This is a genomic window from Paenarthrobacter sp. AR 02, assembly GCF_021538675.1.
GTDB lineage: Bacteria > Actinomycetota > Actinomycetes > Actinomycetales > Micrococcaceae > Arthrobacter.
On sequence record NZ_JAJUKH010000010.1, the window covers coordinates 133,695 to 158,272 of the forward strand.

The 24,578-nt window shown below is 60.5% G+C and carries 20 protein-coding genes; 5 read left to right on the forward strand and 15 right to left on the reverse strand.

Annotated features, from left to right (window positions below; genetic code table 11):
* Positions 1-11 precede the first annotated feature (11 nt).
* Entirely contained in the window at positions 12-1,508 is a 1,497-nt protein-coding gene (locus LRQ04_RS16875; protein ID WP_225740123.1) for an APC family permease, read from the reverse strand.
* 550 nt (positions 1,509-2,058) lie between these two features.
* On the opposite strand from LRQ04_RS16875, the gene LRQ04_RS16880 reads away from it, so the two are divergent.
* Both LRQ04_RS16880 and LRQ04_RS16885 read left to right on the forward strand, forming a co-directional pair.
* Positions 2,059-3,435 (forward strand): FAD-binding oxidoreductase, encoded by a 1,377-nt coding sequence (locus tag LRQ04_RS16880; protein WP_031217263.1) that lies wholly within the window; start codon positions 2,059-2,061, stop codon positions 3,433-3,435.
* A gap of 507 nt (positions 3,436-3,942) precedes the next feature.
* A complete protein-coding gene (locus LRQ04_RS16885; protein WP_082038892.1) occupies positions 3,943-5,364 on the forward strand; it encodes an APC family permease in 1,422 nt (473 codons plus the stop codon).
* Between the two features lie 55 nt (positions 5,365-5,419).
* Here the strand turns inward: LRQ04_RS16885 and LRQ04_RS16890 are convergent, their stop codons facing one another.
* Positions 5,420-6,004 (reverse strand): TetR/AcrR family transcriptional regulator, encoded by a 585-nt coding sequence (locus LRQ04_RS16890; RefSeq protein WP_016359483.1) that lies wholly within the window; start codon positions 6,002-6,004, stop codon positions 5,420-5,422.
* Positions 6,005-6,481: 477 nt separating this feature from the next.
* Here LRQ04_RS16890 and LRQ04_RS16895 point away from each other — a divergent pair, with 477 nt between their 5' ends.
* On the forward strand, positions 6,482-7,048 hold the full coding sequence (locus tag LRQ04_RS16895) for a recombinase family protein (RefSeq protein ID WP_235521477.1): 567 nt from the start codon (positions 6,482-6,484) through the stop codon (positions 7,046-7,048).
* A gap of 187 nt (positions 7,049-7,235) precedes the next feature.
* On the opposite strand, the gene LRQ04_RS16900 is transcribed toward LRQ04_RS16895, so the two are convergent.
* The 12 genes from LRQ04_RS16900 to LRQ04_RS16955 form a co-directional block, all read right to left on the reverse strand.
* Positions 7,236-8,285, reverse strand: a complete 1,050-nt coding sequence (locus tag LRQ04_RS16900; protein WP_235521478.1) for a YhcG family protein — start codon at positions 8,283-8,285, stop codon at positions 7,236-7,238.
* A gap of 87 nt (positions 8,286-8,372) precedes the next feature.
* Positions 8,373-8,786, reverse strand: coding sequence for a DUF4913 domain-containing protein (locus LRQ04_RS16905; RefSeq protein WP_235521479.1), 414 nt, complete (start codon positions 8,784-8,786; stop codon positions 8,373-8,375).
* 15 nt (positions 8,787-8,801) lie between these two features.
* Complete coding sequence (locus LRQ04_RS16910; RefSeq protein WP_235521480.1) at positions 8,802-10,571, reverse strand: type IV secretory system conjugative DNA transfer family protein; 1,770 nt, start codon at positions 10,569-10,571, stop codon at positions 8,802-8,804.
* Positions 10,568-12,163, reverse strand: coding sequence for a helicase HerA domain-containing protein (locus LRQ04_RS16915; protein WP_235521481.1), 1,596 nt, complete (start codon positions 12,161-12,163; stop codon positions 10,568-10,570). Before LRQ04_RS16915 ends, LRQ04_RS16910 begins: the two co-directional genes overlap by 4 nt.
* Positions 12,163-13,671: an SCO6880 family protein gene (locus tag LRQ04_RS16920; protein WP_235521482.1), complete on the reverse strand. Its 1,509-nt coding sequence runs from the start codon at positions 13,669-13,671 to the stop codon at positions 12,163-12,165. The genes LRQ04_RS16915 and LRQ04_RS16920 overlap by 1 nt, the downstream gene beginning before the upstream one ends.
* Positions 13,658-14,968, reverse strand: a complete 1,311-nt coding sequence (locus LRQ04_RS16925) for a hypothetical protein (protein ID WP_235521483.1) — start codon at positions 14,966-14,968, stop codon at positions 13,658-13,660. Before LRQ04_RS16925 ends, LRQ04_RS16920 begins: the two co-directional genes overlap by 14 nt.
* 1 nt (position 14,969) lies before the next feature.
* Positions 14,970-15,722, reverse strand: coding sequence for a hypothetical protein (locus LRQ04_RS16930; protein WP_235521484.1), 753 nt, complete (start codon positions 15,720-15,722; stop codon positions 14,970-14,972).
* A gap of 28 nt (positions 15,723-15,750) precedes the next feature.
* Entirely contained in the window at positions 15,751-16,020 is a 270-nt protein-coding gene (locus LRQ04_RS16935) for a hypothetical protein (RefSeq protein WP_235521485.1), read from the reverse strand.
* Positions 16,021-16,031: 11 nt separating this feature from the next.
* A complete protein-coding gene (locus tag LRQ04_RS16940) occupies positions 16,032-16,640 on the reverse strand; it encodes a DUF6668 family protein (RefSeq protein WP_235521486.1) in 609 nt (202 codons plus the stop codon).
* Positions 16,641-16,672: 32 nt separating this feature from the next.
* A complete protein-coding gene (locus LRQ04_RS16945; RefSeq protein WP_235521487.1) occupies positions 16,673-18,178 on the reverse strand; it encodes a chromosome partitioning protein ParA in 1,506 nt (501 codons plus the stop codon).
* 43 nt (positions 18,179-18,221) lie between these two features.
* Positions 18,222-18,731, reverse strand: coding sequence for a hypothetical protein (locus tag LRQ04_RS16950; protein ID WP_235521488.1), 510 nt, complete (start codon positions 18,729-18,731; stop codon positions 18,222-18,224).
* The gene (locus LRQ04_RS16955; RefSeq protein ID WP_235521489.1) at positions 18,728-19,807 is read right to left on the reverse strand and encodes a CHAP domain-containing protein; all 1,080 of its coding nucleotides are present in this window, start codon (positions 19,805-19,807) and stop codon (positions 18,728-18,730) included. Before LRQ04_RS16955 ends, LRQ04_RS16950 begins: the two co-directional genes overlap by 4 nt.
* A 308-nt stretch (positions 19,808-20,115) precedes the next feature.
* On the opposite strand from LRQ04_RS16955, the gene LRQ04_RS20795 reads away from it, so the two are divergent.
* The gene (locus tag LRQ04_RS20795) at positions 20,116-20,373 is read left to right on the forward strand and encodes a helix-turn-helix domain-containing protein (RefSeq protein WP_374198970.1); all 258 of its coding nucleotides are present in this window, start codon (positions 20,116-20,118) and stop codon (positions 20,371-20,373) included.
* A gap of 92 nt (positions 20,374-20,465) precedes the next feature.
* Here the strand turns inward: LRQ04_RS20795 and LRQ04_RS16960 are convergent, their stop codons facing one another.
* Positions 20,466-20,861: a hypothetical protein gene (locus LRQ04_RS16960; protein WP_235521490.1), complete on the reverse strand. Its 396-nt coding sequence runs from the start codon at positions 20,859-20,861 to the stop codon at positions 20,466-20,468.
* Between the two features lie 3,242 nt (positions 20,862-24,103).
* Here LRQ04_RS16960 and LRQ04_RS16965 point away from each other — a divergent pair.
* Positions 24,104-24,337 (forward strand): hypothetical protein, encoded by a 234-nt coding sequence (locus tag LRQ04_RS16965; RefSeq protein WP_235521491.1) that lies wholly within the window; start codon positions 24,104-24,106, stop codon positions 24,335-24,337.
* Positions 24,338-24,578 lie beyond the last annotated feature (241 nt).

A 24,578-nucleotide genomic window follows, 5' to 3' on the forward strand; every position in this document is an offset into this window, starting at 1 on the left:
ACCGAAGTTTCTTACCGCTGTGCCAGCACTCGTTTCTTCTCTTTGGAACGGATAGATACTACTAAAGCGATGAGAAAGACCACGAACGTGCCGATCATGACGTACGGCAGTGCGTTCAGAGGTGCAGGACCGGGATTTATTATGCCGTTGAGGTATAGCCACAAAACAGTTGCTGAGGCTAATGCTGCTCCGACGTTGACGATGAAAGATCTACTGCCCTTGGTCCGGTTCAGTAGAATGGCGCCGCCAATACAAATGAGGAAGTAAGGGATCACCCAGAAATAGACCAGCAATGTCGCGATGTAGCCGTTGATTTCCAATGGGCTCGCTGGAGTAAGCCAAAGCAGCAAGGCTGGTCCGATCAATGAGGGAACCCCGATGAAAGCGATGGCAGCGCCGGGGCTTTTGTGTAGCTTGTTGACCTTGACTAGTGAAGATGGCAGGAGTCCATCGGATGCGGCGCTGACAACTACGCGGGATCCGTAGTTGAAGAATCCGATAAGGCTGGCGAAGATGGCTACTGCCAGAACGAGGTCGCTGACGTTGGACAGAAATCCAACGCCTGCCGCTTCTGCAAGTACTGCGTTGGGGGAGATGCCCAGGGCGAGTTTGTCGGCTGCACTAACAAGGGTCGGTACCTGAATCACCGTGCCGGCCAGATAGAAGAGACCTATGCCGACGGGAATGACTATGATCGCGCGGGGTATGTTGCGGTTGGGGTTTTTGGTTTCGGCGCCGAGCGCGGCGCTGCCCTCGAAGCCGATGAAGTATGCCGAACCGATCGCCAGGCCCTGGAGGAAACTGTTGAGCGTGAAGTCGTTGAGGCTGAACTGTCCCGCCAAGTCGACGTTTCCGCTGAACGCGGTGGCTATCGTGATGACCAGCATCACCGGCAAGGAGATGACAGTAAGAATAACGCTGGATCGGACTGAAAGGTCAATCCCCCGATATGCAATGGTCATAGCTACCAATGTTGCTACCACGTAGATCAACAGTTGAATTCCTGGTCCCGCCGCGTTTGCGACCCCTACCGACACTAGGAAACTTCCAAAAAAGACCCCCACTCCCACGATGAGCGACATGATCGCGACAATGTAGCCCGGGATCATCGCGGCGGCGATGACGAGGGTGCTCCATGAACCGAACGCGTGGCGAATGTAGGAGTAAAGCGACCCGGTTCCAATGAAGCGTCGGGCGAACACGGTAATGAACAGGCCAATGAGGGTGAATGCCACCACCGAGGCGGCCATCGCCAGCCACGAGGACCGCCCGGAGTAAGCGGCAAGGTATGCCGGCACTTGTGCCAGACCTACAGCTGGAACGAAAGAGGCTATAGAAAGGCCCATCACCTGACGTCCGGTTAAATGCCCTAACTGCAGGCCAGGGTTGGCAATATCACCCCCCGTCCTGCCTGTTTGGGGACCAACGGCCTCTCGCTGGCTCTCAGAAGAAGAAACTTGCAATGCAATACGCCTTTCAAATAGCTCGAGGAGCCGTTTGGCCACCATACTCGAGGTTTCGACAGCAGATGGTGATCGACTGCGAGATTTGGGAAAGTGCCTTTTCGTCCACCTTCAACACATCCTCCCGGGGAGTCCTCCATGACTCATTAGCACCCCGAAGGAAGACCGGCCTAGGCGCCGCGGCCTTGAATGCCCAGCGAGCAGATCGCCCGCCCTTTGCAGCCCTGCCTGCTTCTGTTCAACTGGATGCCTGCCCTCTATAACCGCAGCATTCGCTACACGGCGAAAAAGCGCTGACGTAAAGTTGTCGTGCTCCCCCACCAAAGACCAAGGGAAGCCGCTGACTCATGATCTTCTTTTTTTGGGCAAGGAATCGCCATAGACGGCAGGATAAAATTTTTCCATCATTTTGACTGGACATGGCCTTGACAAGGACAAGTGTCCATGTCAGGGACAAAGTGCGATGTGTTCCGGCCCCCCTAGTCGCGCAAAAAATAAACCCCATTGACATGGACAGCTGTCCATGTATCAATAGGGTGATCACTCTCTCGAAGACGAGAATGCTGATTGTCAGCAGACAAAGGAGTTGGAATTGGTGTCATCAAAACTAGCCACCCCCCTTAGTATTCAAGGTGAAGTTATTTACCCTGATGACAGCGGATTTGATGCCATCGCGAATATTTGGGACGGCCGTCATTTGCAGCGGCCGTCGCTAATTGCCCGGTGTCTGAGTGCGGGCGACGTTGCAAAGTCCATCCGCTACGCATGTGACAACGGCCTGGAGATCTCGGTTCGATCCGGTGGCCACAATCCGAATGGCTATGCGACCAACGACGGTGGCATCGTCTTGGACCTCAGACTCATGAACAGCATCCACATCGACACCGCCGGGAGTCGCGCGCGGATCGGGGGTGGCGTAATCGCTGGCGATCTCGTGAAGGAGGCGGCCAAATTCGGTCTAGCGGCAGTCACCGGCATGCATCCCAAGGTCGGGTTCTGTGGACTAGCGCTCAATGGGGGCGTCGGCTTCCTCACCCCCAAATATGGTCTCGCCAGTGACAATATCTTGGGAGCGACTCTGGTGACCGCAACTGGTGACGTTATCTACTGCTCTGATGATGAACGCCCGGAATTGTTCTGGGCGGTCAGAGGTGCGGGCCCCAACTTCGGTGTCGTCACAGAGGTCGAGGTCCAGCTCTACGAGCTACCGAGGAAGATGCTCGCCGGATTCATTACCTGGGCCCCCTCGGTCAGCGAACTCGCAGGGCTCCTGACATCCCTCCTTGATGCGCTCAATGAAATGGCGGATCACATCTACCCCAGCGTTTTTGTCGGCGTGGACGAAAACAGGGCACCTTCCGTTACAGTATGCGTGGGGCACCTCGGAGGGCTCGATATCGCTGAACGGGACATAGCACGGCTTCGGAGTCTGGGTCGGACGGTGTCCGATTCGATCGCCGTCCGATCATATGACGAGGTAGTGGCTCTTAACGCTGAGGTGGGCAGTTTCGAGGACGGAATGTCCAATCTCTGGATCGACCGGGAGATCGCGATGCCGAACGCTCGTTTCGCCGAAGCGATTGCAGGCAATCTTGACAAGTTTGTTAGTGAACCCGCAAGCGGAGGCTCCGTCAAACTGGAGATCGAGGGAATGCCGTTCGGAAACCCCAAGGGGACGCCCGCTCGACATCGCGATGCGATGGGCGTGCTGGCCCTGGCGGAATGGAGCGGGGCGGCTCCTGGAAGTGAAAAGTACCCCGAGTTGGCACGTGAACTGGACGCCGCGCTCCTTCGCGCAGGCGTGACGACTTCTGGGTTTGGACTGCTAAACAACAACTCAGAGGTCACAGCAGAGATGGTCGCCGAAGTTTATAAGCCGGAAGTTTATTGTCGTCTTGCGGCAGTCAAAGGTGAATACGACCCTGAGAACCGTTTTCGTCACAACTACAATATAGATCCCGAGGGATCTTGAAACAGCCCCACCGCCACTGCACTGACTGCGGGTGCTTTGACGGATTAAGAAGAAGTGGGAGCTACGGGAAAACTATGCCGTCTCCTGCGATGCTGAACGCAGTTATACCGCTGGCCATGCACACCATTGAAACGCCCTAGCTAGTGTGATCATTTAAGCGCGAGGAGCGACCTTCACTGAAGGTAAGCCATAGTGCCGGCTAACTTTGCCGTTCAGGCTTCATTACCCCTGGCACAACCTGCACGGAACGGGCTACCAAAAGCTGTAGCGTTCTGGCATCTGAGCAGCGTCTGACCTTAGAAGCATGGAGAGCCCGGCCGCAGATGTCGCCGTTTCAGATCTGGTGGCTCGTCTTGTGAAAGGGACCGTGCATCAGATCCTGTCTTCTACGACTGACGGCAGGCCTCCATGCGGGTGAGCGGCGGGTAAGCCCTGCCGCCGAATGGCGCGTCGCACTTGAGCTGACTAAACAAAAGCTTTCCCCTCTACATACAGAAGGTGATACCTATGTCTGAGTCCTCGTTAACTCTTCCTGGGCGGAAGGGCCTGCGGGCCCGCGACACCGTTGCTATGTGTACACCCCTCTTGAACGTCGTTTTTGTCGTCGCTGGGTCAACGGCCGGGGCACTCGGCATTTGGGGCGCCGCAGTGGTGTGCATTGTGCTTGCCGTGGTATCACTGTTGCAGAACTATCTTTTTGCAGAAATGGCTGCAATGTTCCCCGGCAAACCAGGTGGGGTCGCTCTGTTCGCAGCGGAAGCCTGGAAACAATTCTCTCCATTGCTTGCATCGGTTGCCGCGTTTGGCTATTGGTGCGGCTGGGGGCTGTCTCTGTCTCTGGCTTCTTTGCAGATCGGTCAAATTGTCACAGCGCAATGGTTCCCCGCAGCCACGAACCTCGACGTTAATCTGGGTATTGCCTCCATAGGTCTACCCCAGATACTGGCGGCAGCAGTTATGATCACGGCCGTGGGTGCCAACCTCTTGGGACTGAACGCAACCGTAAACCTGAATAAGGTGGTCGCCGCGGCCATGGTCTTCGTCCTGGCGGGATTGCTCGTACTGCCGGTGTTCTTCACTGAATGGTCGACAGCGAGCTTCAGCTTTAATCTTCTCGGCGAAGGAAGCAGCGTAGTGTCCGTGCTGGTTTGGATGTACGTGGGTGCTTGGTCGATTTACGGCAGCGAGCTATGCGCCACTTTTGCCCCCGAGTACCGCCGGCCCGTGCGTGATGTCAAGCGTGCGCTCAAGACCATGGCGATGATTTATATTTTGGTCTACGCACTTGTACCGGTAATCACCGCCGGCGCGATTGGGGAGCAGGGAGTCGTCACCGATCCGGTGAACTTCGGTGTCAATTTCTACTCGCAGATGCTCGGTGAGCCCGCAGGCGGAGTAGTAGCGGTCATTCTGGTTGTTGCCACCTTTGCCGCACTCTTGTCTTCTTCGGCGGATGCCTCCCACGCTCTGAAGGGCCTTGCCCAGGAGAAGCTGACCATCAGTCAGCTCGCACACACGAACCGGCGGGGTGCTCCATCTGGCGCATTGGTCTTCACACTGGTCGTAAACCTCGTTGTGCTCTTCTTTGTGGGCAACATAGTGGCAATTATTATCGCCGCCAACCTTGGCTACATGATTTCCGTTACCCTTGCCACGGCCGGCTTCCTGATCATGCGCAAAACTCACGCTCACATTCCGCGCCCCATCAAACTGGGACGTTACTGGGTCCCTGTCGCAGTCGCGGTTACAGCTTTCAACGCAACCATCCTCATAGCCGGCGCATTCAATCCGGGTCTTGCCGCCGGTGGCCAGGGAATGGAAATCCTCATCGCCCTCCTCCTACTTCTTCTCGGCGGCCTGTTTTACTGGGTCCGGTGGCGCTTCCAGGCAACTAAAGTTGCTGATTACAAGAGGCACTCGGCCCAATAGCCTGAGCGGAAAAAGACGTCGGCAGAAAGGGGCGCATCCCCATAAGGAGCAAGGGTTATAGTCCTACCCGATCGAGGTATGCATCTACGAGGTTGTCGCAGAGGTCCTTGTGGCGAGGGTCGGATGGGTCGGCAAAGTACTGAAGACTGCATCCATCCATGATCACAATCAGCGCCCTAGCAACGTTTCGAGCAGCTATGGTCTGCTTCTGTCGCTTTGCGGCGGCGACCAGCAGTTTTGAGATTTCCTTTTCGTAGTCGCTGTAAACGGTGCGGGACAGATCACCGTGATGCGGGTTACGCTTCGCCCAGATCCCTATTTCAAATTGGGCCAGGATATTCAACTCGTCTGAAACCATCTGGGCCCAAAACAAGTCCATGACCCGATGCGCGATAGCTCGAACGTCCTCCGAGCCGTCGACCACGCGCGGAATGGACCGGACCAGTTGCTGAAGCAGCTCTGCGGCAGCTGCCTGCATGAGCTCATCTTTGTTCGTGAAGCAAACGTGCACGGCTGCTAGAGAAGCCTTCGCTTCGCTGGCTATCGTTCTTAGGCTGGCACTTTCGACTCCATCCCGCCTAATTACACGAATAGCTGCGTCGATGAGCTGTTGGCGACGATCCACCGTGGAAATACGCAACTTGTCTCCTTGCCCCTGGACTCAGGTCTACTCTAAATGCCGTAGCGGTCCCATGAGGGTAGTCGCCCGGTTGGACCGTTCTGGTTTGGCCTCACAGCAACGCGGATCAATTGAGGGAAGTAAGCGTTCGGCGTGTAGCGGAGACGGTGCGGCATCCCAGGTGGCAAGTCCACAAAGACCATTCGGGCTGAACTTCCGGGGTGACCTCACAAGTGAGTGCTAAAAGCCCTGGAAAGCCAGTATCGGGACTCCGCGATTCTGCCCCTGCCTATTGGTGCGCCTGCACCGAAGACGATGGTCAATCCGTATTTGCAAGATGAGGAGCTTTCCGGCCGAATCGTGCGCAGAAAACCGTACACCTCAACCTGACGTCAGCCCGATAGCGAAGAAGTGTCAGAATAGGATCATATTCGACCTTCTTGACAGCATGTTGCACGGCTCCTAGATTCAAACCTGACACTTACTTAGGGGTGTGCCATGGGTGGTCAGCGGATCGGGTACGTGAGAGTCAGCAGCTTGGACCAAAACGAACAACGCCAGCTCGAGGGGCAAGCCCTCGAGAGAACCTTCACGGATAAGGCTTCGGGCAGGGACACCAATCGCCCGGCGCTGGCCGAGTTGCTGCGTTTTGCCCGCGAGGGAGACACCGTCGTGGTGCACAGCATGGATCGGCTGGCCCGGAATCTCGATGACCTTCGTGCTCTCGTCAAAGCTCTCACCGGCAAGGGCGTACAGGTGGAGTTCGTCAAGGAGCGCCTGCTCTTCTCCGGTGAAGACTCCCCCATGGCCAACCTGATGCTCTCCGTCATGGGCGCTTTCGCCGAGTTCGAACGCTCACTCATCAGAGAACGCCAAAGAGAAGGCATCGCTCTGGCCAAACAACGCGGCGCCTACCGCGGCCGGAGAAGGGCACTAACCCTGGAACAAGCCAACGAATTGGCAAGAAGGGCAGCTAGCGGAACACCAAAATCTACCCTCGCGAAAGACTACGGGATCAGCCGGGAAACGGTCTATCAATACCTGCGGAATGCCGCTACTTCCTGACCCCCGCTGCCCTCTCTTGATGCTGGGTCAATAGGCAACACGACGTATGGGTGCTTATCGGCGTTATCCGGTGCGCAGCGCAGGCGACCCAGGCGACCATGGTTGCGTTGGGGGCAGTTGTCCAGAGCTCTTTGAATAACTTGGTCTCCTAAGTGGGCCATTAGCTTCTGCCGAGCTCTGGTCCGGGCTATTCGGCGTTGGGCTGGTCCTCGGGTTCGGCCCATTCGAGGGCTGCGACGAGGTGTCCTTCGGTGGGGAGCGCTTGTTGTTCTGCTGGAGGGAGTTTGTCGTAGGTGTAAGCGGCGACGGCCATGGGTGAGGTGGAGCGGCCGAGGCTGTACCGGACGCTGCGGTCATTTTTTGTGCCGCAGATGAGGATGCCGATGGTTTCGTTGTGGTGCTCCCGGCGGAGCATGTCATCGACGAGGGCGACATAGAAGTTCAGTTTGCCGGCGTACTCGGGCTGGAATTTTCCGGTCTTGAGTTCGATGACGACATACCGGTTTTGGTCCATGTGGAAGAACAGCATGTCGACGTAGTAGTCGTCGCCGTCGACGTCGAAGTGGACTTGCCGGCCGACGAAGGAAAACCCGGGTCCTAACTCTCGCAGAGTTTCGGTGATCCGGCTGGTCAGAGCCAGTTCAAGGTCCCGTTCGGCGACCTCCCCAGACAGGCCAAGGAATTCAAAGTTGTAGGGGTCTTTGGCGACCTGCTGGGCGAGTTCGGAATCTGGTCCAACAAGCCGTTGGACAAAGTTTGAGGGCGCCGCGCCGGTCCTTTCCAAGGTCCGGTTCATGATCATGTTCAGCAGCACATTGCGGGACCACCCGTACTCAACGGCCGCTCCCGCGTACCAGTCCCTGTCGCGCCGGGTCTCCAGTTTGTCCAGCAGCACCGTGATGTGGCCCCACGGCAATTGTCCAACAGGCTGTTGGACAATTGGGTCCGGCCAGGCCGTGGCGAATCCACGCATGTAAAAGAGGTTGGACCTGGAAAGGCCCTTCATCTCCGGGAACTCGGCCCGGAGGTCGTCGGCGAGACGGCCCATGACCCCGCTCCCCCATTGCTCGATCTGCTGGCGTTCCAGCACTGTCTTGCCGATGGACCAGTAGAGTTCGATGAGCTGTGTGTTGACGGTTCGCAGGGCGGTGATGCGTGCTGCTCGTACGCGGTCCTTGAGCGTGGCGAGAAGGTCAGTGTAGCTCTCGGGCAGGGACAGTGCGCGCGAGTCGGTCATGGCTCCACTCTATCGATCGGTAATTGTGCAACGGCTTGTTGCGCTATTCGTATCTATCCCCGGGTCTGAGGATCAGGGCTGGATGGTTCAGACGTCGGGGAACCAGCCCTCGGGCGCTCTGCGGGGTTCGAGGTGTTCGGGTTCGCGGTGTTCTTTCATGTCGCAGTTGTAGAACGGCCCTTGCGGGTCCAGGAGGACGCGCATGTGGTGGTCTGCGTGGTCTCTCCACCAGACGCTCATGCCGGTTGCTGGGTCCAGACGCAGGTGCTCCCAGGCTCGCCAGAGTGCTGCGACCCGGGAGACGGCCTCGGGGTGGAAGTACCATTCGGTGCACCACTTCGCAGACTTCCCGGTGACGTTGCGAACATAGGTGGGTAGCAGCTGTTCATGGAGGAATTCTTCGGCCGATCCGTAGACGAGTTCCGGCGCTTTCCCCGCCCCCTGAGGCTCGGTGTCCGGTGGCGGCGTGTCCGTGTCGTAGAGGTCGAAGTCATTGGCCATGGGACGTGGTCCTTCCTACTTTGTGACCCAGGGATTGGCCGCCGGTCCGGCGGGCAGCGATGCGGCCGGCTCTTCGGGGCGCGGGCTGTAGGTCTTGATGGAGGACTCCACGGCGTTCTTGTGGGGTCCGGTGTACCAGGGCATGGTGCGGACGAGGGTGGCGGGGGCGCCGGAGGCGAGGACGACGGCGCGGCCGCGGTCGAGTTCGGCGAGGTTGGAGACGTCGAAGATGCGCTCTTTGCCTTCTTGGCGGGAGCGGCTGGACCCGGACTTCCCGGCGGAGACGGAGACGTTGATGTAGCTGTAATCCCCGATCAGATCCGAGAGCGCGCGAAGGAACCCTTCTTCAGCGACGCCGCCGCCGTAGACTTTGACGTTCGCTGCTGACCAGATTTTCCGCATGTTCGCCTCGCCCCACAGCTCGACACCTTGGGACCAGGACTGCAGGATGCCCATGACGATCAGGCCTTTGGAGCCGTAGTGGCTGAACTGGTCCGGCAGCCCGGCCCACCGGACGACGTTGGCCAGCTCATCAAGGGCGAACAGACCGGGTTTGGGCAGGCGGCCGCCGGAACGTTCGGCCCGTTCTTCCATGGCCTCAGCGATCGCGACCGTGAGGGCTGTGGTAAGCGGCGCAGCCGAACCGGCTCCTTCCTTGGAGAGGATGTAGATGGTCTCCTGTGACGCGGCGAACGCATGCGGGCTGAACGGGCGGCGGGTGTCGGTGTCCACTGTCGCTCCCCCGGTCGGGGCGACCCACCGGAGCGTGTTGCGGCTCTTGAGGCATTGGATCATCTTCTCTGCCGTGCCGAAGATGCCATCGCGTTGCTTGTCGGCCAGTTCGAGCGTGGATTCCAAGCCTTTGTACTGCAGCTCGTAGTCGTGGGCTTTGAGGATGTTGATGGGTTCCCGGTTCACCTGCTCGGTCACCCACAGATATACCTGTGTGATGGGGAGCCTGCCGAGCGCGGCGGCGAGGAAGTAGGAGGAGAGGACGTCTTCGGCTTTGGGGTCGAAGTAGGCATCGGGCTTGGAGCCGGGCACACGTGAGCCGGCCGAGAAGTGCTGGGTGAGTTTGTAGGCCTTTTCTTCGTCGGTGACGTAGGAGAGCGGGTTCCACCACCAGGTGGGTTCTTCCTGCGCGATCTTCTGCGGATCGAACACCCACACCGGGGCCGTGGCTTCCCGGACACCGCGGGTGCCGTCCACGACGTCGCGCTTGTTCGACGTCGACACCACCGCACCAGGTGCGTCCAGTATGGCGGGTATGACCCGTGAGGTTGATTTACCGGTCCGCGGCCCCCAGATATCGAGGGACAGGTCTTCCCACGACTGGATGAACTTCTGGCCCGTGGAGACGACCTTGCCCACGACGATGCCTGGAGTGTCCGTGACGCCCAGGCGCTCGGCCGTGGCCTTGGCTCCCTTCTCCGAGAACGCATGCATTGCCTTGCCCCGCCCAAGGTAGCGGGCGGCCTTATCGACCCTGGCACGTTGGGGGGCACCCTTCCGCCAGGCCATGAGCACCACGATGACCAGTGCCAGCACGACGCCGGCCATCAGGCAGACAACGATCGTGGCTTCGGTGGGCCACGGTACGCGGCCCTTGATCAGGCCGGCGATCAGATCAACCGGATGGGCAGGTGGTGCTTGGAGGCCTGCCATCGCCGAACCGAGGTGCAGGGCGGCGTAACTGCCGCCTCCAAAGATGACGATGAAACCGATGGCCAGCCAGACGAGCAGGGCATCACCGAGGCCGATCCCTTTGCGGTTGGGGGCACTCACTGGTTGCCTCCTTCATCGGGCATCGCCGGGGCTGCCGGTTCAAGCAGGGTCTTCGATGTGGTGCTCCACTTGGCGTCGGTGTCGTTGATGCCTTCGGGGCCTTTCTCCGGGGACGTGAGTGCGACCTGGACGGGGATCCCGGGGCGGCCGCCGACCTTGATGAGGAACTTTCCCCGGCCCGGGGGTTCGGCGTCGAGGCCGCGGGAGTCCCACGCGGGCGGGTCCTGCCAGCCGATGAGTTTGTGCTGCTCCTGGCGGGACAGCGGGATGGCCGAGGTCAGCTGTGGCATTTCCGAGGCGGGCAGTCCGCCGCAGATGACCATGCCGGAGCGTTCGACGAAGCCGCGAGCTTTCATCCGGTCCTCTTCGGCCGGCAGGGCCAGCAGGTCGGACATGGTGTGGGAGATCATGATTTGCCCGACACCAACGGAGCGGTTCAACCGGGTCAGAGCGTCCACGCGGTCGACCATGCCCTTACCTGCCCGGAGTGCCCGCCACAGCTCGTCCAGGACGACGAGGTAGTTCCGGCGCGGTTCCAGACCCGCGTCGGCGAGGGCGTTGGCGACGTTGACCGTGCCGAAACCATAGGACCAGCACGCCAGCAGTACCGCGGCCTGCAGGTCCGTTTCGGTCTCGTCAATGCTGGAGACGTCAAAGACCACGGCACGGTCCCGGACCATCGGCTCGGAGGTGTGCCGGGAGAAGATCTCACCGAGTTTCCCGCCCCCGGTCAGGCCCAGCAGTGTCGCTTCCAAGGCCCGGGTCTCGCGCTGGTAGATGTTCATGTCGCCGCGGTCCAGGGCGACCTGACGCAGCTCGTCAGGTGCCGATACGATCACGTCCAGCAGGTCTTTCAACACCGGAACTCCGTCAAAGCGGTCATCGAGGATCCGCAGGGCCCGGTCCAGGATCGTCTGTTCCTGGTCAGCGGGTGGGCTGTTGCGGCTGATCGTGATCAGGGAGACAACCATGGTCAGGCGGCGACCATGCGCGTCGGCACGGACCCGCGCCGCGTCCTCGTGATGGCCGCTGTCTTCCAGCAGCTGGGCTGCCTCGACAGCCTGGCCGGGGTCAAGGATGTTTAGGTACCCGACGCCGCGGCCAAGCCGGATGACCTGCCCACCAAGTGCCCGGACGGCTTTGACGTGCTCGCCTTTGATGTCGCCCAGGATCAGGGGGTGGACGCCTTGGGCGGAGAGGCCGATGAACATGCGTCGCACGACCGTGGACTTCCCTAGCCCGGGTTTGCCGAGGATGAAGGCTGAGGGGTTGGAGATCAGCCGGGCGCGCTGGAACCAGCTGATCGGGTCGCAGCAGACTGTGGCCTGGGTTTCCTCATGCCGACCGAGCGGGACACCGATCATGGGCGAGGACGCCCCGGAGGAGAACGGCCACAACCCGCACACCTGCACGGTGGTTCCCCGGTACTCCTTCACGGACGGGACGAGCCGGGCCATCCCCCCGCCACGGCCGGGCCAGCCACGGGCAGCCGGGCCAACGTCACGCGGCTGCTTCTCAGCCTTCGCAGGTGCAGCTTTCGCCGTGCTAGTGCTGTGCCTGGAGCCCCGGGTGAAGAGTTTCATCCGGGCCATTACAGGGCATCCCTAATCTCGGACGGGACCATGCTGTGCCTGGGCAGCACCAGCCCCAGAGGCAGGGACGCGGCGAACGCGGTGTCCTGGGCCCCGTAGGCCCGGCGCAACAGCACCCGCGCGGTGCCGGAAGTCTGCTCCACAGCTGCGATGGCATCAGAGAGCCGTTCCCGGGCCGTGACGGTGGCGGTGACGACGAGGCCGAAGTTCACTAGACCGGCCCCTTGGGCTTCTTCCTGCGCGGTCTGCGCCGCTGACCGGGCGTCCACCAGGGCACGTGCGGAGGGTCGGGTGCCGGAGGTGATGCGCACATTGGCGTTGTTCTGGTCCCTCTCAACCACGGCCGCGGCGCGTGCCGAATCCATCGGCCGGTACAGCAACGACACGCGTTTGCGGTCGATGTCTCCGTGCGGGGCCAGCAACCGGGACAGGACCGAGGAATTCACCGAACCGCGCGGGGCACCGGTCATCGTCCAGGAGACCGAGTACGCGGAATCGTGCCGGTAGTCATCCCAGCTGGCCTGTGTCGCGGTGGGGCCGACCTCACCCCACGTCAGGGACACCGGGGAACCTGCCGCGTGGGCTTCATCGATGATCAGCGCCGCCGGCGGGTCGTAGGCGATCCGGACGACCTCGCAGAGTTCTTGGGCCGACATCGGCCGGGCAATCCCGGCGCCGGTGGACTGCAAGCGCGCCGAGAGGCCCGGGATCCGCGATGCCAGGTCGCGGGCAACATCTTCCGGGGTACGCTTCTTGGCCCCGGACCGGACGGCGGAGTTGAACGTCAACGACACCCAGGCACGGACCGTTGCCGACCCTTCCGGATAGGTGTCCACAACCTCGTGGAGCATATCCTTGGCGAAGACGGGTGCGGCCGGGTCGATGGTCATCATGACTTCATTCCGGAGCCGGTACCCCGAATCGGGGGCGGTTTCCACGGTGACGGCCGCGGCGTCCAGTCCTGCTTCGTCGGCCAAGGAGGCGAGCCAGCCGCCCCAGTTCGCCACCCACGCATCGACCTGCTCGGGGTCAACCAAGGAGGCCCCGTCAGGTTCGGTGGAGAAGATCACGGTGAAGTGGCCAGTGGTGGGAACGTGCAGCAGGGCGAAGGGGCGCTTGTAGGAATCGGCGAATTCGTACAGGGTGGACTTCGCCGCGAGCCCGGGGAGCTGGTACATCCCCCACTCAGTGACACCGAGCGGGCCGGAACGGTACAGGTTCGTCCCGGAGGACCTGGAGACCTTGAACGCCATCCGGGTCCCGAGGCGGTCAACGATGGACTGGCCGTGCTTGTCCTTGACTGTCAGCAGCAGGGTGCTGACACCGGCAAAGGCAAGGACGCCCAGGCCGGCGAACAGGCCCCACAGAGCGAAGCTCACAATGCCCGCCAGCAGCCCGGCAAACACCATAGCGGTGCCGATCGCGCCGAGGTTGGCCAGCCCGGCGGAGCGCGGAACGCGCCAGTTGCCGTAGGACGGTTCTTTGTACTCGGTGCTAATTGGTGCCACTAGGGCCCTCCCCTACTGAATCCTGCGCTGTTTGTTCAATGGCCTGCGACGTCCTGGACGCCACCTTTGCTCCAGTAGCGACGGCCACGCCCGCCGGGCCGGCTGCCGCTGCTGCCCCACAGGCTGCGGCCGATGCTCCGCCGCCGCTCGTTGCAGCTCCAGGAGAGCCTGCGCCGGGCACGCCTGCCTTTGCAGCTGTTGTCGTGCCGGCGGCTCCGCCCGGACCCATTGGGCCAGGGACGGGTTGCCCTCCCCCGCCTCGCGGGCCCGGGTTTCCATCACTGCCCTTGGGCGAACTACCGGGGTGCGTGCTTTGGGTGTTCGACGTGTTCGTTGACGAGGGGATGGGAGAAGCGTTGCCCCGGCCGCTTCCACCCCGGCCAAGGGAAACGGCGCCGGTCGCGATCGCTCCGACAGCTGCTCCTGCTGCCGCACCACTGCCTGAGGCGACGGCACCGACCATCGGAGTGACAAACCGCATGAGAGCAGGAAGAGCGAACAAAGCCACGACCATCAACGTGAAACCCGTGATTGAACCGATCAACGCGTCCTTTACTCCACTGTTGCCCATCAGGAGGAACGCCACCGAGTAGACGATGGCGGCGGCTGGTTTGTAGAGGATAAAAGCGATGGTCCAACCCACGGCTTTCTGAAACCACTGGCGTCCCATCTCAGTGTTCGTGAACGCGGCAGTGGTCGGCAGAATCCCGGCCAGAATCACCAACATGCCACTGCGAACGACCATGAGCACTATTTGGACAAGGGAAGCGATGAGGCCGATGAGACCCAAAACGATCAGGATGAAAACCCCGACACCGGTCTGGTTCGTCATCACCAGCAGCTGCATGGACTCTGCGAATCCCTTGCCGTCCGTTGATCGTTTGATGATCTCGGCAGCAAAAGCGTCGGCGGCGATCACAAGAATCGAGATCACACCCAAGCCCAGGCCAGAGACCAAAGTCAGGGTGAGCAAGGAACGCAGCAGATCTTTAAGCGGCGCGCCACGCTGCTCCCAGATCAGCCGAATGCCACCGAGAATGACGGCCAGAACTGCCAGCGCCAACGTCCACGGCACCAACTCGCTGTTGACGATGGAAACAACCGGGCTCGCCGTCGACCCGTCTTGACTCGTCAGGTTCACCGTTGGAGTCGAAACCCAGAAAGTAGACAGAGTCGTCACCATCTGGCTCATGCCCTCCATGATGGCTTTAGCCAAATTGCCAATGGCGTCATCGAGCATCCCGGAAACCGCATTGCCGCCCTGGCAGATGACGTCCAAGGGTACGCACTCAGCCATCTCAGACGCCGGCCCATGCGATATAGCCGCTCACGTCGCTGAGCTGGGCAACATCGTTTATGAGCTGACCGGCATCGGAAACCTTTACTTTCCAATCTCCATCTAGCCATTGGAGAGGAAGCACTGCGTGAAACAGTTTTCCGCCGGAGGTTTGGAAAGCAAGGTCAATGTTGGCTTCGTTAGGCGTGTACGACTTGAGCAGGAACCCCCGGACCTGAACCGTGTCATTGGAACCTGTAGAGGGATCCAACGTCATTGCTTGCTGCTTGGCTGCCTCACGTCCAGCACCAGGGGCCATGAGCTTGTCGGCCAGCTTGATATTCATCTGCTGTGACTTGGACGAGCCGAGAGCCACAAGGTTGACGGCAGAGTACAGGGCGCCGGTTGGCGATTGAGCAAAGCAGGATCTGAATCCCGTATCGTCCGTCAGCCCCGGCCCGAATGTTCTTGGATCAGTGGGGGCTGCCATTTTGCCCACTAGTTCCCATTTGGACTTTGGCGCGGCGCCGAGTGCTGTTTCCTTGCCGGCAGGCAGTCCGCAGACGCTCTTGCCTGCCGCAGCATGCGCGCTCGGCGAGGCTGCGGCAGCGCTGGATGAGTCAGCGGCTACTGGTTGGGCATTTTCCTGTCCTTTGGGGACCAGGAAGATCACGATGGCTGCTGCGATCAGCGCGACCACCAGCGCGGCAGCGATGATGAAACCGGGTTTGGTGAATGGATTGGCCTCGGTGGTGCTCTCAGTTGACTGGTTCAAGGGTGAACCTCCCGTTGTTGGTGCTGGTTTAGACGAAGGCACGGACGATCCCGGCGGCGCCGGTGATGATGATGCAGCCGAGCAGGACCCAGCCGAGCTTGGCAATCGACTGTGCGCCTTCGCCGCGCTGGAGTTGGATGACCATGCCGATGCCGACGATGATCACGCCGAGGACACCCAGGACGAGCCCGATACCGGAGGCCCAGTTCAGGATAGTGAGCAGTCCGCCTGCTTGCGGGGGAACGACTGGGGTCGGGTTGGGAATGGTACTGGTGGCGATGGCAGTAATGGAGTTCATGGTCAGGCCTTTCAGTGATTGGTGCTTGGCTTGGTGTGGGCAACCAGTGCCGTTACGTCGGTGATGAAGCGTTGATATTCGCGGGCGGATGGAAGCGTTGTGGCGTTGCCGTGCCGCCAGGTCTCGACCCAGGGAAGGGTCCAGAGGCGCGGCGCTCCCCCGCCAACGATCGCCGTGAAGTCGCGCAGTGCTTTGGGTGTCTTTCCCGGTGCGTCCGCGAGGACGGCGAGGCCGATCAGGTCAACGGCGGGTGTGGCCCCGGATGCCCATTGGGTCAGGGCGCTTTGTGCTGTGGTGAGGCCGCGCATGTCGGCGCGGCAGACCAGAAGTACCCGGGGCTTGCTGCCGTTTTGCAGGAAGGGCCAGCAATGCCCGGTGGCGCGTGCCCCGTCCAGCAAGTCAGCGATGCTGCTTTCGCCTGCTCCCCCATGGCTACCGACAACCCACAGGTCTGCGTCGCCCGTCATGGCCCGGCTTGCCAAACGGTCTGCGGTGTCGGGTTCGACCATTCCTTTGAGCGGGGAGCTGATCACGGCCGCCGGCGGGACGTGCACGTCAGGTACTCCCTCCTCGGTACTCTCGGCCGGGGTGGTGACCCAGGGGTTCAGGGACAGTTGCATGGTTCCTCCTTTCGTCAGACGTAGGTGGTGGGTTAGAAGCCCCTGGCGACGGCAGCGGCTGCGGCCAGCCACGCCCGCTGGGTTGCCGGCTGGAGGGCTTCGTAGCGGATGGGGCCGTTGATCAGGGCCGGATCGTAGGGGATCCGGACAACGGCCCGGACGAACGGTTCGAAGCCGTCTGCGATGCGCTGGGCTTCTGCCTTGGCCCGCTTGAGGGCCTCGCCGGTCATGCTGCGCTTGGCGTCGGTGGACTCGGAGACGATCACGACGGCGTTGCGCGCCAGTTCGGCGTAGTGGCCGCCACGGGATTCGAGGGTCTGCAGCGTCAACCTCGCGGCCTCTGCCCGGTCCTCGATCGCCGTTACCGGGACGACGAGCTGGTTGGTGTGATCGATCATCCGGCGCCAGTTCGCCGCCCGGGCGGTGTTGCCCGAGTCCATGACCACCAATCGGTAGTAACGGGTCAGGACCTGGTGGGCGATGTCCACTTCCTCAGCAGTGACTTCGTGGTCGCCTTCTTCGTTCTCATCCGAACGCAGCACATCGAACTTGTCAGCCGTCTGGTGATGCACGAACTTAGCGATTTCGGCCGCGTTCGTCGACGGCGAGAGCAATTCGGTGGAGGAATCGATCAAGTCCAGCACGCTGCGGTTATGGGCGCCTTTTTCGGTGCGCCAGCCCAGGGTGCCTTGGGATTCGTTGTTGTCCCAGGCGACGGTTGCCGCGCCGCTGTAGCGGGCAAGGATGGCCGAGAGCATCACCACGGTGGGGGTCTTGTTGGCCCCGCCCTTGCGGTTGACCACGGCAATGGTCCTCGGTCCTGGCCAGTGCTGGCTCACCGTGCGGATGTCCTCCCGCTCAGCCACTTCCTCAGGCGAAGGGGCCATCCGAAACCCCAGGCGGGTGAGTGCCCCACGCCAGCCCTGCGTGGCCGGTCCCAGCGCCGGTGTACTGACCAGGAACGAGGTTTCTTTCAAACTGCGCCGGGTCAGAGGCTCCTCTGGAGCGACGGCATCAGAGACCGTCGGCCCGTTCGCGCTGGCTGGCTCAAGCGCAGCAGCGCCCTTGACGGCTGGCGCGTCGGGTTCCGTGGGCTTCGGGGCCCAGGGCTGGTGCTCCACTGTGGCGGTTGCTTCTTCGCGTGCTGCCGGCACTGTGAGGGCAGGGGTTGCTTCCGCGGCGGCCGTGGGGGCTGTCCCGTTGCTGTCAGGGGCTGCGGTCTCGGGTGTTGTTTCCGGAGCTTGTGCCCGGCGGCGGGTCGGGCGGGGTTCGTAGAGGACGGATTCGATCTTGTTGTCCGGGTGGACGATCAGTTCGCCGTGCCCTTCGGGGTCCTCGATCTGGACCCGGACAGGGCGGTGGAGTGTTTGTGCTTCTCCGACCACGAGAGCCAGGGCGTTGTTGCGAAGGTCCTGCAGGGTGTCCCCGTCGGGGACGACGCGGGAGTTGCCCGCGACGACGACTTCGGCGGTTCCGTTGTCGCGGACGATGGCCCTGATGCTTGGGAAGGCCAGGACCTCGGTTGGTGTCGTAACCATGAACGTTCTTCCTTTACGTGTGTGAGATGGACAGGTGCGGCGCTTAGGGCGTTGGTGGTGTCAGGCGGTTGACCTTCCACTGAGCGTCCTTGCCCGTACGGAGCAGCTGCAGCGTGTAGGTCCCGGCGTTGGTGGGCACAGCTGCTGTGGCGCCGTAGCCGTTGGCCTCATCGACGTTCAGCGTGGCCGGGCCGGTCACCCGGGTGGCAGGGATGTTGGCCGGGTCCACGGCTGAGTAGTCGGCGGTGGCCTGCGGGGTGAGCCACCGGGCAAGGTCGTTGGCCCACTGCCCCTCCTCCACGGACGGGCGGGCGAAGTCGGCCATGGCCTTCTGCGCGACGTCCACGGCCCGGTCCTTGCTGGCCTGATCCCAGGGAATGCCCACGGTGGGTGGGACGGTTCCTCCCGGTGCCTGCGGGCCGCTGCCAGCGCTCAGGGAGACTGGGGCGGATGGTGTGGCCGATGTCTGTGTTGGGGCAGGGGTGGTGTTTGATGTCGGTGCGCATCCGGCGAACACGAGGGCCGCGGCGGCGAGAACCAGGGGCTTTTTCACTTCTTCTCCTCTTGGTTGGGGAGGTACAGGAACGCGGACGGGGCACTGCTGCTGACGGTCCGGGTGTAGTAGTTGTGGTCGTCCGGTGGTGGGTTGCCGTTGTAGCCCTCTTCGACGAGCGTGCCGTCGCCCTTGACCTCCTTGACGACGGCGACGTGGCCGAAAACCGGGTCCGATCCCCCGACCCCTGGTGCGTACCAGACCACTGCACCGACCCGGGGCGTGTGTCCTGTGGGCCAGCCTTTGGCGTCCCAGCCGGCTTTCCACGTCAGGGCAGAGCCGAGGGTCTGTCCGTCCGGGCGGAAGTTGCCGTTGAGGAACTTGAACGGGGCGTTGGTGGAACCTATCTGCTGGTTCACCCGCCACAGGGCGAAGTCCACGCATTCGCGGTAGTACATGCCCAACGGTGAAGCGGCAGCTGAGCCTGCTCCGGCCTGCATCCAGGTCGGGGAGTCCTTCCACGGGTAGTCATCCCCTATGCCGGATTTGCCCGGGATTCCGCAGTTGCCGCCCTCAACGGAGAACTTCCCGTCAGAGAGTGCCTGGACGATCTTGACCGCCTCGGGCCAGTACTTCCGGTAGTGGTACGGGTCCGCGTTGCGCTGGACCTTGTTCCCGGCGATGGTCGGCTCCAACAGCTCCCAGCCCGGCACGCCCTGCAGGGCTTTGATGAAGTTCGTTGCACTGGTGGTCGGGTCCATGCGGTCCGTGTAGGTGCCCCACGCGCCGTTGTCGCGCTGTTGGAACAATCCACGGGAGTCCGGCCCGGGACCGTCGCCGTAGTCCAGAACACGCAGCCCCGACTCCCCAAGGGCCACCATGATGCTGATGGTCTGACCCTTCACGGAGAGATTCAGAGCCTTACCGGCTCCCAAGACACTGGCCGCGTTCTTCAACTGCTCCGTCGAGAACCCGGCAACTTTTGCGGTGCCGTTCAGGACAACTGATACAGGACCACAATCTGTAGTCGCTGGCTTCGCCGGAGTCAGAATCAGCATCAACGTGAAGACAAGCCCAATGAAAAGGCTAAAAGTAGCCGTCAGCGCCACGACAGTTAGAGACTTACGCTGGTCCATTAGGCACCCTCGTCAAATGCAACCGACCGGCGAGCCGAACATACAGGGTTAGACCCAGTTGCAGAAAGTTGCCCCGCGGACTCTAAGCGAATCCCAGCAGAGGGTGGGACATTGAGCTGTGTTGGGCATGTTGGAATCGCAGGCTCCCAGGGACTGGCAGCCGTCAAAACAGTCCCTACTCTTCTATTTAATGAAAGAGTAGGGCAAATGGAACGAGTAGTACCCGTGCCGAGATCAGGCAAGATGAACTTATGCCGCGCCTGATTAGACCGACACTGCCTGCCGACGTTGAGTTGGCCATCACTTACATGGGGAGCCGTGCTCAGGTCGACATCCTGCGGCAGCTGGCAGTTCTCGGTCCGTCTACGATCAGCCAACTGCAAGAAGTAGTTCAAATAGGGCGATCGAGCTTGAATCGACACCTTGATGGGCTGGCTAGCGCGGGGCTGGTGGAAACGGATCCGCCTGAGGGGCTGCGCCACGGAAAGGACGTTACTTATGCTGTGCGGACGCGCCGTATCCGTGACCTGGCGCTGGCTTACCTTGAATATATCGAGGGTCGCTAAGGCAGCCCCTTTAGGAGCGAGCCGTCGCCAGGTGTTCTGCACGTCGAGCATGCAGCTACACTAACACGTTTGAAACATGTTTCGAACATGATTCACGGTGAGTTGGGACCGTCTTTTTCCAACTCGTCCACTTCGTCCAGGAGCGCGTTTATAGCTTCAAGGGTCTTCACATCAATGTCACCCAAAGTGCGGGCTGCGATGTTCTTGAGCCTGTTACGCCGCATTTTCTTAAGGAGCTGAAGTTCCCGCTCGATACGTTCAGGAAGATCGCCGGCATCCTCCGTGAGGTAAGCAGGATTGATATCAAAGAACTTGGCCAGGGCGACCAACGCTTCGGCCGGCACGACCTCCGGTGACTCTCCTGACCTGATGCGCCACCACCGGGTTCTAGATAGCTCATATCCATGCTCACGAACACCGGCCTGGATATCAGCGAATTCGTAGGGTTGTCCACCCTCCGCAACAACGACGTCCAGCAACAAGTTCACCTTGCGCGCAAGAGTCTCTGCTCGCGCAAGCCGATCTCGTGCAAGCTCACCGCCTGCCATCACTCAACCCCATCCAACGTTAAGGTGGCCGTTCGTGCCGCCTCTTCTCTGGCCGTATTCGGCTGGACCAATTTTCCATACCACCGGCGAACTGCCAAATCCCACATTACCGGTTCAGAATTCCACTCCTGTGTGTGGCCAGAGCAGTTGAACTCTATGAGTTCGACGAGGTGCCCATGAGACTCGGCAAAATGTCTTGAGCTCTGGATAGGAACCGACCAATCGTTTCTGCTGTGAAGGATCAGGGCTGGCACCTCAATTGGATTGGTGAAACGTGCGGTGTCGGACGCGCTTATCCTTAGGGGTTCGTCGAGTCCTGCCAGCCAGTTCAGTCCTCTTATAGCCGCGACATGCGCGACCATTGCCCCCATGAACCCTGGCAACCTTTGATGCCGAGCGTTGGCCCGCAAGACGTCAAGCCAAGAAAGTACAGGCGAAACCAGGACGAGGCCTTTGATCATGTGTGCAAGACGCGAACGGTGAAGGGTATTAACGGCCATGGTAGCGCCAAGAGACCATCCGAAAACAATGCACTGGGTTGCTCCACGGGAGGCGGCGAAATCCAGGGCGTCTTCTAGGTCCATCCATTCTGACTCGCCAAGGTGCGAACAGGAATCAGGCGAAGCAGGCCCCTCACCATCGTTGCGGAATGACATGACGAGGGATGTCATGCCAAGAGCGGTCGCAGTCGCCACACCGCGAAGAGTCTGCCGACGGTCACTGCCGTGACCGTGAACGTGGATTGCCCAGCGTGCATTGCCGGGATTTACTATCCACGCTGGGGCCGGGCCCAAGGAGGTGGTGACCACATCATCAATATAAGGATGCTCGGGAGACGAAGTGGTGATACCGCTCCACAGGCATCGTGACTCTGAAGATAAAGCTGTGGGCCGGTGAATGAGTCGCCGGCTTACTTCACGCTTCGTCTCGTACAAGATTTCGCCGACAACGGCCGGCTCTTCCCCGCCAAGAATGTGAAGTCCAAACGTTCCGGGTGCAGTTGTTCGACGACTTGAACGCAGTACGACTCTATCCTCTGTGACCATGAGTGGAACAATGTCGTATTTTCGGCTGAACGTTGGCGCGAATGCCCGCCTCGACGCCCACCGCATGAGCCACGTCCCAATCGCGGATGTGATGCACGCAGTTGTAAACAGCACGAAGGTTGTGGTCAGTTTTGTCGCCAAGCCAAGCCCTCTAGAAATTCTGTGGCTTCTGACAAGCTAGTCATCCCCTGAGTGCCAATCCGTTTTTTAGCGTCTGGGTCTCTGGCCAAGGAGTCTTGGATCTCCACTACCATACGATGCAGCTCACGTCCTTGCCTTAGGTCCTGCTTGGGCACAACGTGAAGGTCCAAGGTGACTTGCGAGTTGCCTACCACAGCTTTGGCCCAGACAGGCCGCAAGTCTTTGAGCACCTTGCTTGTTCGGGCACTAACCAAAATCGACAAAACTCTCCGACCTACCGGAGGGATCGCCAAACCCATACAGAGCAACGCGAATGTCGTAAAGTTCAGCATTGCGTATACACCACCCAGCTGACTCATGACTTCCAACTGACCCATAACGTGCAAGGCGTCTAATACTAGGACCTGAAGTACGAGGAGAACGGCGGACGTACACCCCAGGCCTACGAGCGCGAACGCAATGGCATAGACACCTGTGCTCCAAGACTTGCGAAATCTCAGGCAGGTCCAGCCTGCCGTGGCCATTACCGAACCGATGTACGCGTATTGGATAGCTGAATACAGCGCCGCAGCAGGTTGAGACCCAAAGTCCCGCATAAAGCTGGTTGAGGTGAACGGCGCCTCAATGCAGATGAAGAAGAAGAACGTCAGAGTGGTAGCCACCACGACCCCCGACTTCCCAAGAACCCGCGGCGAAGAACGGTCTGCCGTAAGCGGGCTCGCGGCCCTATGGATCGCGCGAGCCAAGAAGTAGACGCCAACCAGGAGCAGGAGATTGGCGCCTAAATCGGTGTAGTTTCGTTGTCCCAAAAAATGGTCTGTGAAGACATAGGCGGAGTTGATGTTCAGGACAAGTGAGACGGAGATGAGCCCAGACGCCCAGAGCATACTCGTGTCCTTCCCTGGCCGCCGAGTCGCCATCACAATTAGGGTCAAGGTCACCATCAGGCACGCTGTAAGTAGTTCCATCAGCCGAAGACCTCTTCAAAGGCTCCAGGCTCGCCCGGGGCTTCTCGCAACGCTTCAGCCATAAGGTCCGCCAGGTATTCGGCGGTTGCTTCCTCAACAGTTCCGAACTCGGTCCGCATAAGAGCTCTCTGTACAAGTTCGGGAGACAGGCTTTGCAGCCCCTTGTCGAGGAGAACTCCAGCCCCAGGATGGGCGTCATGCCCCAAAATCATGTGCGCAAGCTCGTGGAGAACGAACTGTCGCCGTTGCAGTTCCCATGGTGTGGGAGGATGGAAGACCCATTCGAAATGCCTGCCCGGCAACCAGAGCCCACATATGGAAGTTCCCACAAGTTGCTCTGTAGCCCGGACACGAATCTGTCGGCCGCGCATTGCTTCGACAGAGCCAATGAGCGCATCAAGACTGAGTCTGGAAGGCAGATGCAAGCTGGTAAAAGCACGTGATGCATCCCGGAACGCCCTTTTAGATGAACTGACCGACAGAACGGGCATCACATGCGCCAAGGGTGACTCCTCTACTAACTTGAGTTCAGCCAGACTAAGCTGAAACATGTTTCAAACATGTTGCGCTCATCCCGACTTTCCCTATGCTAGCCGGGAGAAAGCGGGCCAACCATATCAAGGAGCGTCGGCAAGCGCTTGTCACAGCATGAAAGGGGGGGCGTACCGTGGAAGTGTTCGACTCCATCGAGGCGAGGAGCCTTACCGCGCCGGGATCCACTTCGGGAACCTGTGCTCGCTGGCGGACGGCGACAGTATCGCCTGCTCCCTTGCCAGCCGGGGGCGTGCGCCGCGCGTCTCGCCTGCAGTCGACGCGTAGCAGGAATTGCCTCCGTTGGACGCGAGGGGACGGTGCGCGACACGCGCATCTGTTTTCTGTAAACAAATCCACCGATCACGGCCCGGGCGGTGCTAGGTTCAAGTCAGTCGATAGCTGTAAACAGAAACTCCGCATCTGTCGGCTGCATGTGGCACCAACGATGAACCAGTTACAACCCATGGTTGTGCGAGATTCAAAGGACCTGACAATGAGCGCAGTAATCAATCGTGGAGGCGGTAGACCCAGTAAAGGTCTCCGCAAATACATTGGCTTCCGCACCCCGGCCAAGACTGCGGAGGACGTTCACAAGATCGCTGCCGCAAAAGGCATGACTGTCACCGACTATGTTGCTTCTGCAGTCGACCGATCTCTGCGCGAAGACCTGGCACTGCTGGATCAGTTCAACCAGCAGGAGGAGTTGCCGATTCGTATGGCCTCGTAAAACAAGGAAGGCCCGCACGAAGCGGGCCTTCAAAGCTGTAGATTCACGATCCGGAAAGCTTGCCGGCGAACAGATCGTAAATCGAAATATAAAGACCTTGGACAGGTCTCCCTTTTTGTTGTAACAACCGATCTTGCAGGATCGGTCCCTACGTATTCCCTGGCAGGAACAAAATCATCGTACATCAGCACGCTCGCGTGCTGCCAGCACTCATACCCGCTGGCGTGTCTCGCGACTCCTC

Bases quoted from the DNA above. Each gene is read 5' to 3' on its own strand.
- LRQ04_RS16905 (WP_235521479.1), bottom strand. From the start codon at position 8,786: ATGGCCAATGACTTCGACCTCTACGACACGGACACGCCGCCACCGGAC.
- LRQ04_RS20795 (WP_374198970.1), top strand. From the start codon at position 20,116: ATGGGGAGCCGTGCTCAGGTCGACATCCTGCGGCAGCTGGCAGTTCTC.
- LRQ04_RS16935 (WP_235521485.1), bottom strand. From the start codon at position 16,020: ATGAACTCCATTACTGCCATCGCCACCAGTACCATTCCCAACCCGACC.
- LRQ04_RS16875 (WP_225740123.1), bottom strand. From the start codon at position 1,508: ATGGTGGCCAAACGGCTCCTCGAGCTATTTGAAAGGCGTATTGCATTG.
- LRQ04_RS16955 (WP_235521489.1), bottom strand. From the start codon at position 19,807: ATGGACCAGCGTAAGTCTCTAACTGTCGTGGCGCTGACGGCTACTTTT.
- LRQ04_RS16965 (WP_235521491.1), top strand. From the start codon at position 24,104: ATGAGCGCAGTAATCAATCGTGGAGGCGGTAGACCCAGTAAAGGTCTC.
- LRQ04_RS16900 (WP_235521478.1), bottom strand. From the start codon at position 8,285: ATGACCGACTCGCGCGCACTGTCCCTGCCCGAGAGCTACACTGACCTT.
- LRQ04_RS16915 (WP_235521481.1), bottom strand. From the start codon at position 12,163: ATGGCCCGGATGAAACTCTTCACCCGGGGCTCCAGGCACAGCACTAGC.
- LRQ04_RS16925 (WP_235521483.1), bottom strand. From the start codon at position 14,968: ATGGCTGAGTGCGTACCCTTGGACGTCATCTGCCAGGGCGGCAATGCG.
- LRQ04_RS16895 (WP_235521477.1), top strand. From the start codon at position 6,482: ATGGGTGGTCAGCGGATCGGGTACGTGAGAGTCAGCAGCTTGGACCAA.
- LRQ04_RS16945 (WP_235521487.1), bottom strand. From the start codon at position 18,178: ATGGTTACGACACCAACCGAGGTCCTGGCCTTCCCAAGCATCAGGGCC.
- LRQ04_RS16940 (WP_235521486.1), bottom strand. From the start codon at position 16,640: ATGCAACTGTCCCTGAACCCCTGGGTCACCACCCCGGCCGAGAGTACC.
- LRQ04_RS16885 (WP_082038892.1), top strand. From the start codon at position 3,943: ATGTCTGAGTCCTCGTTAACTCTTCCTGGGCGGAAGGGCCTGCGGGCC.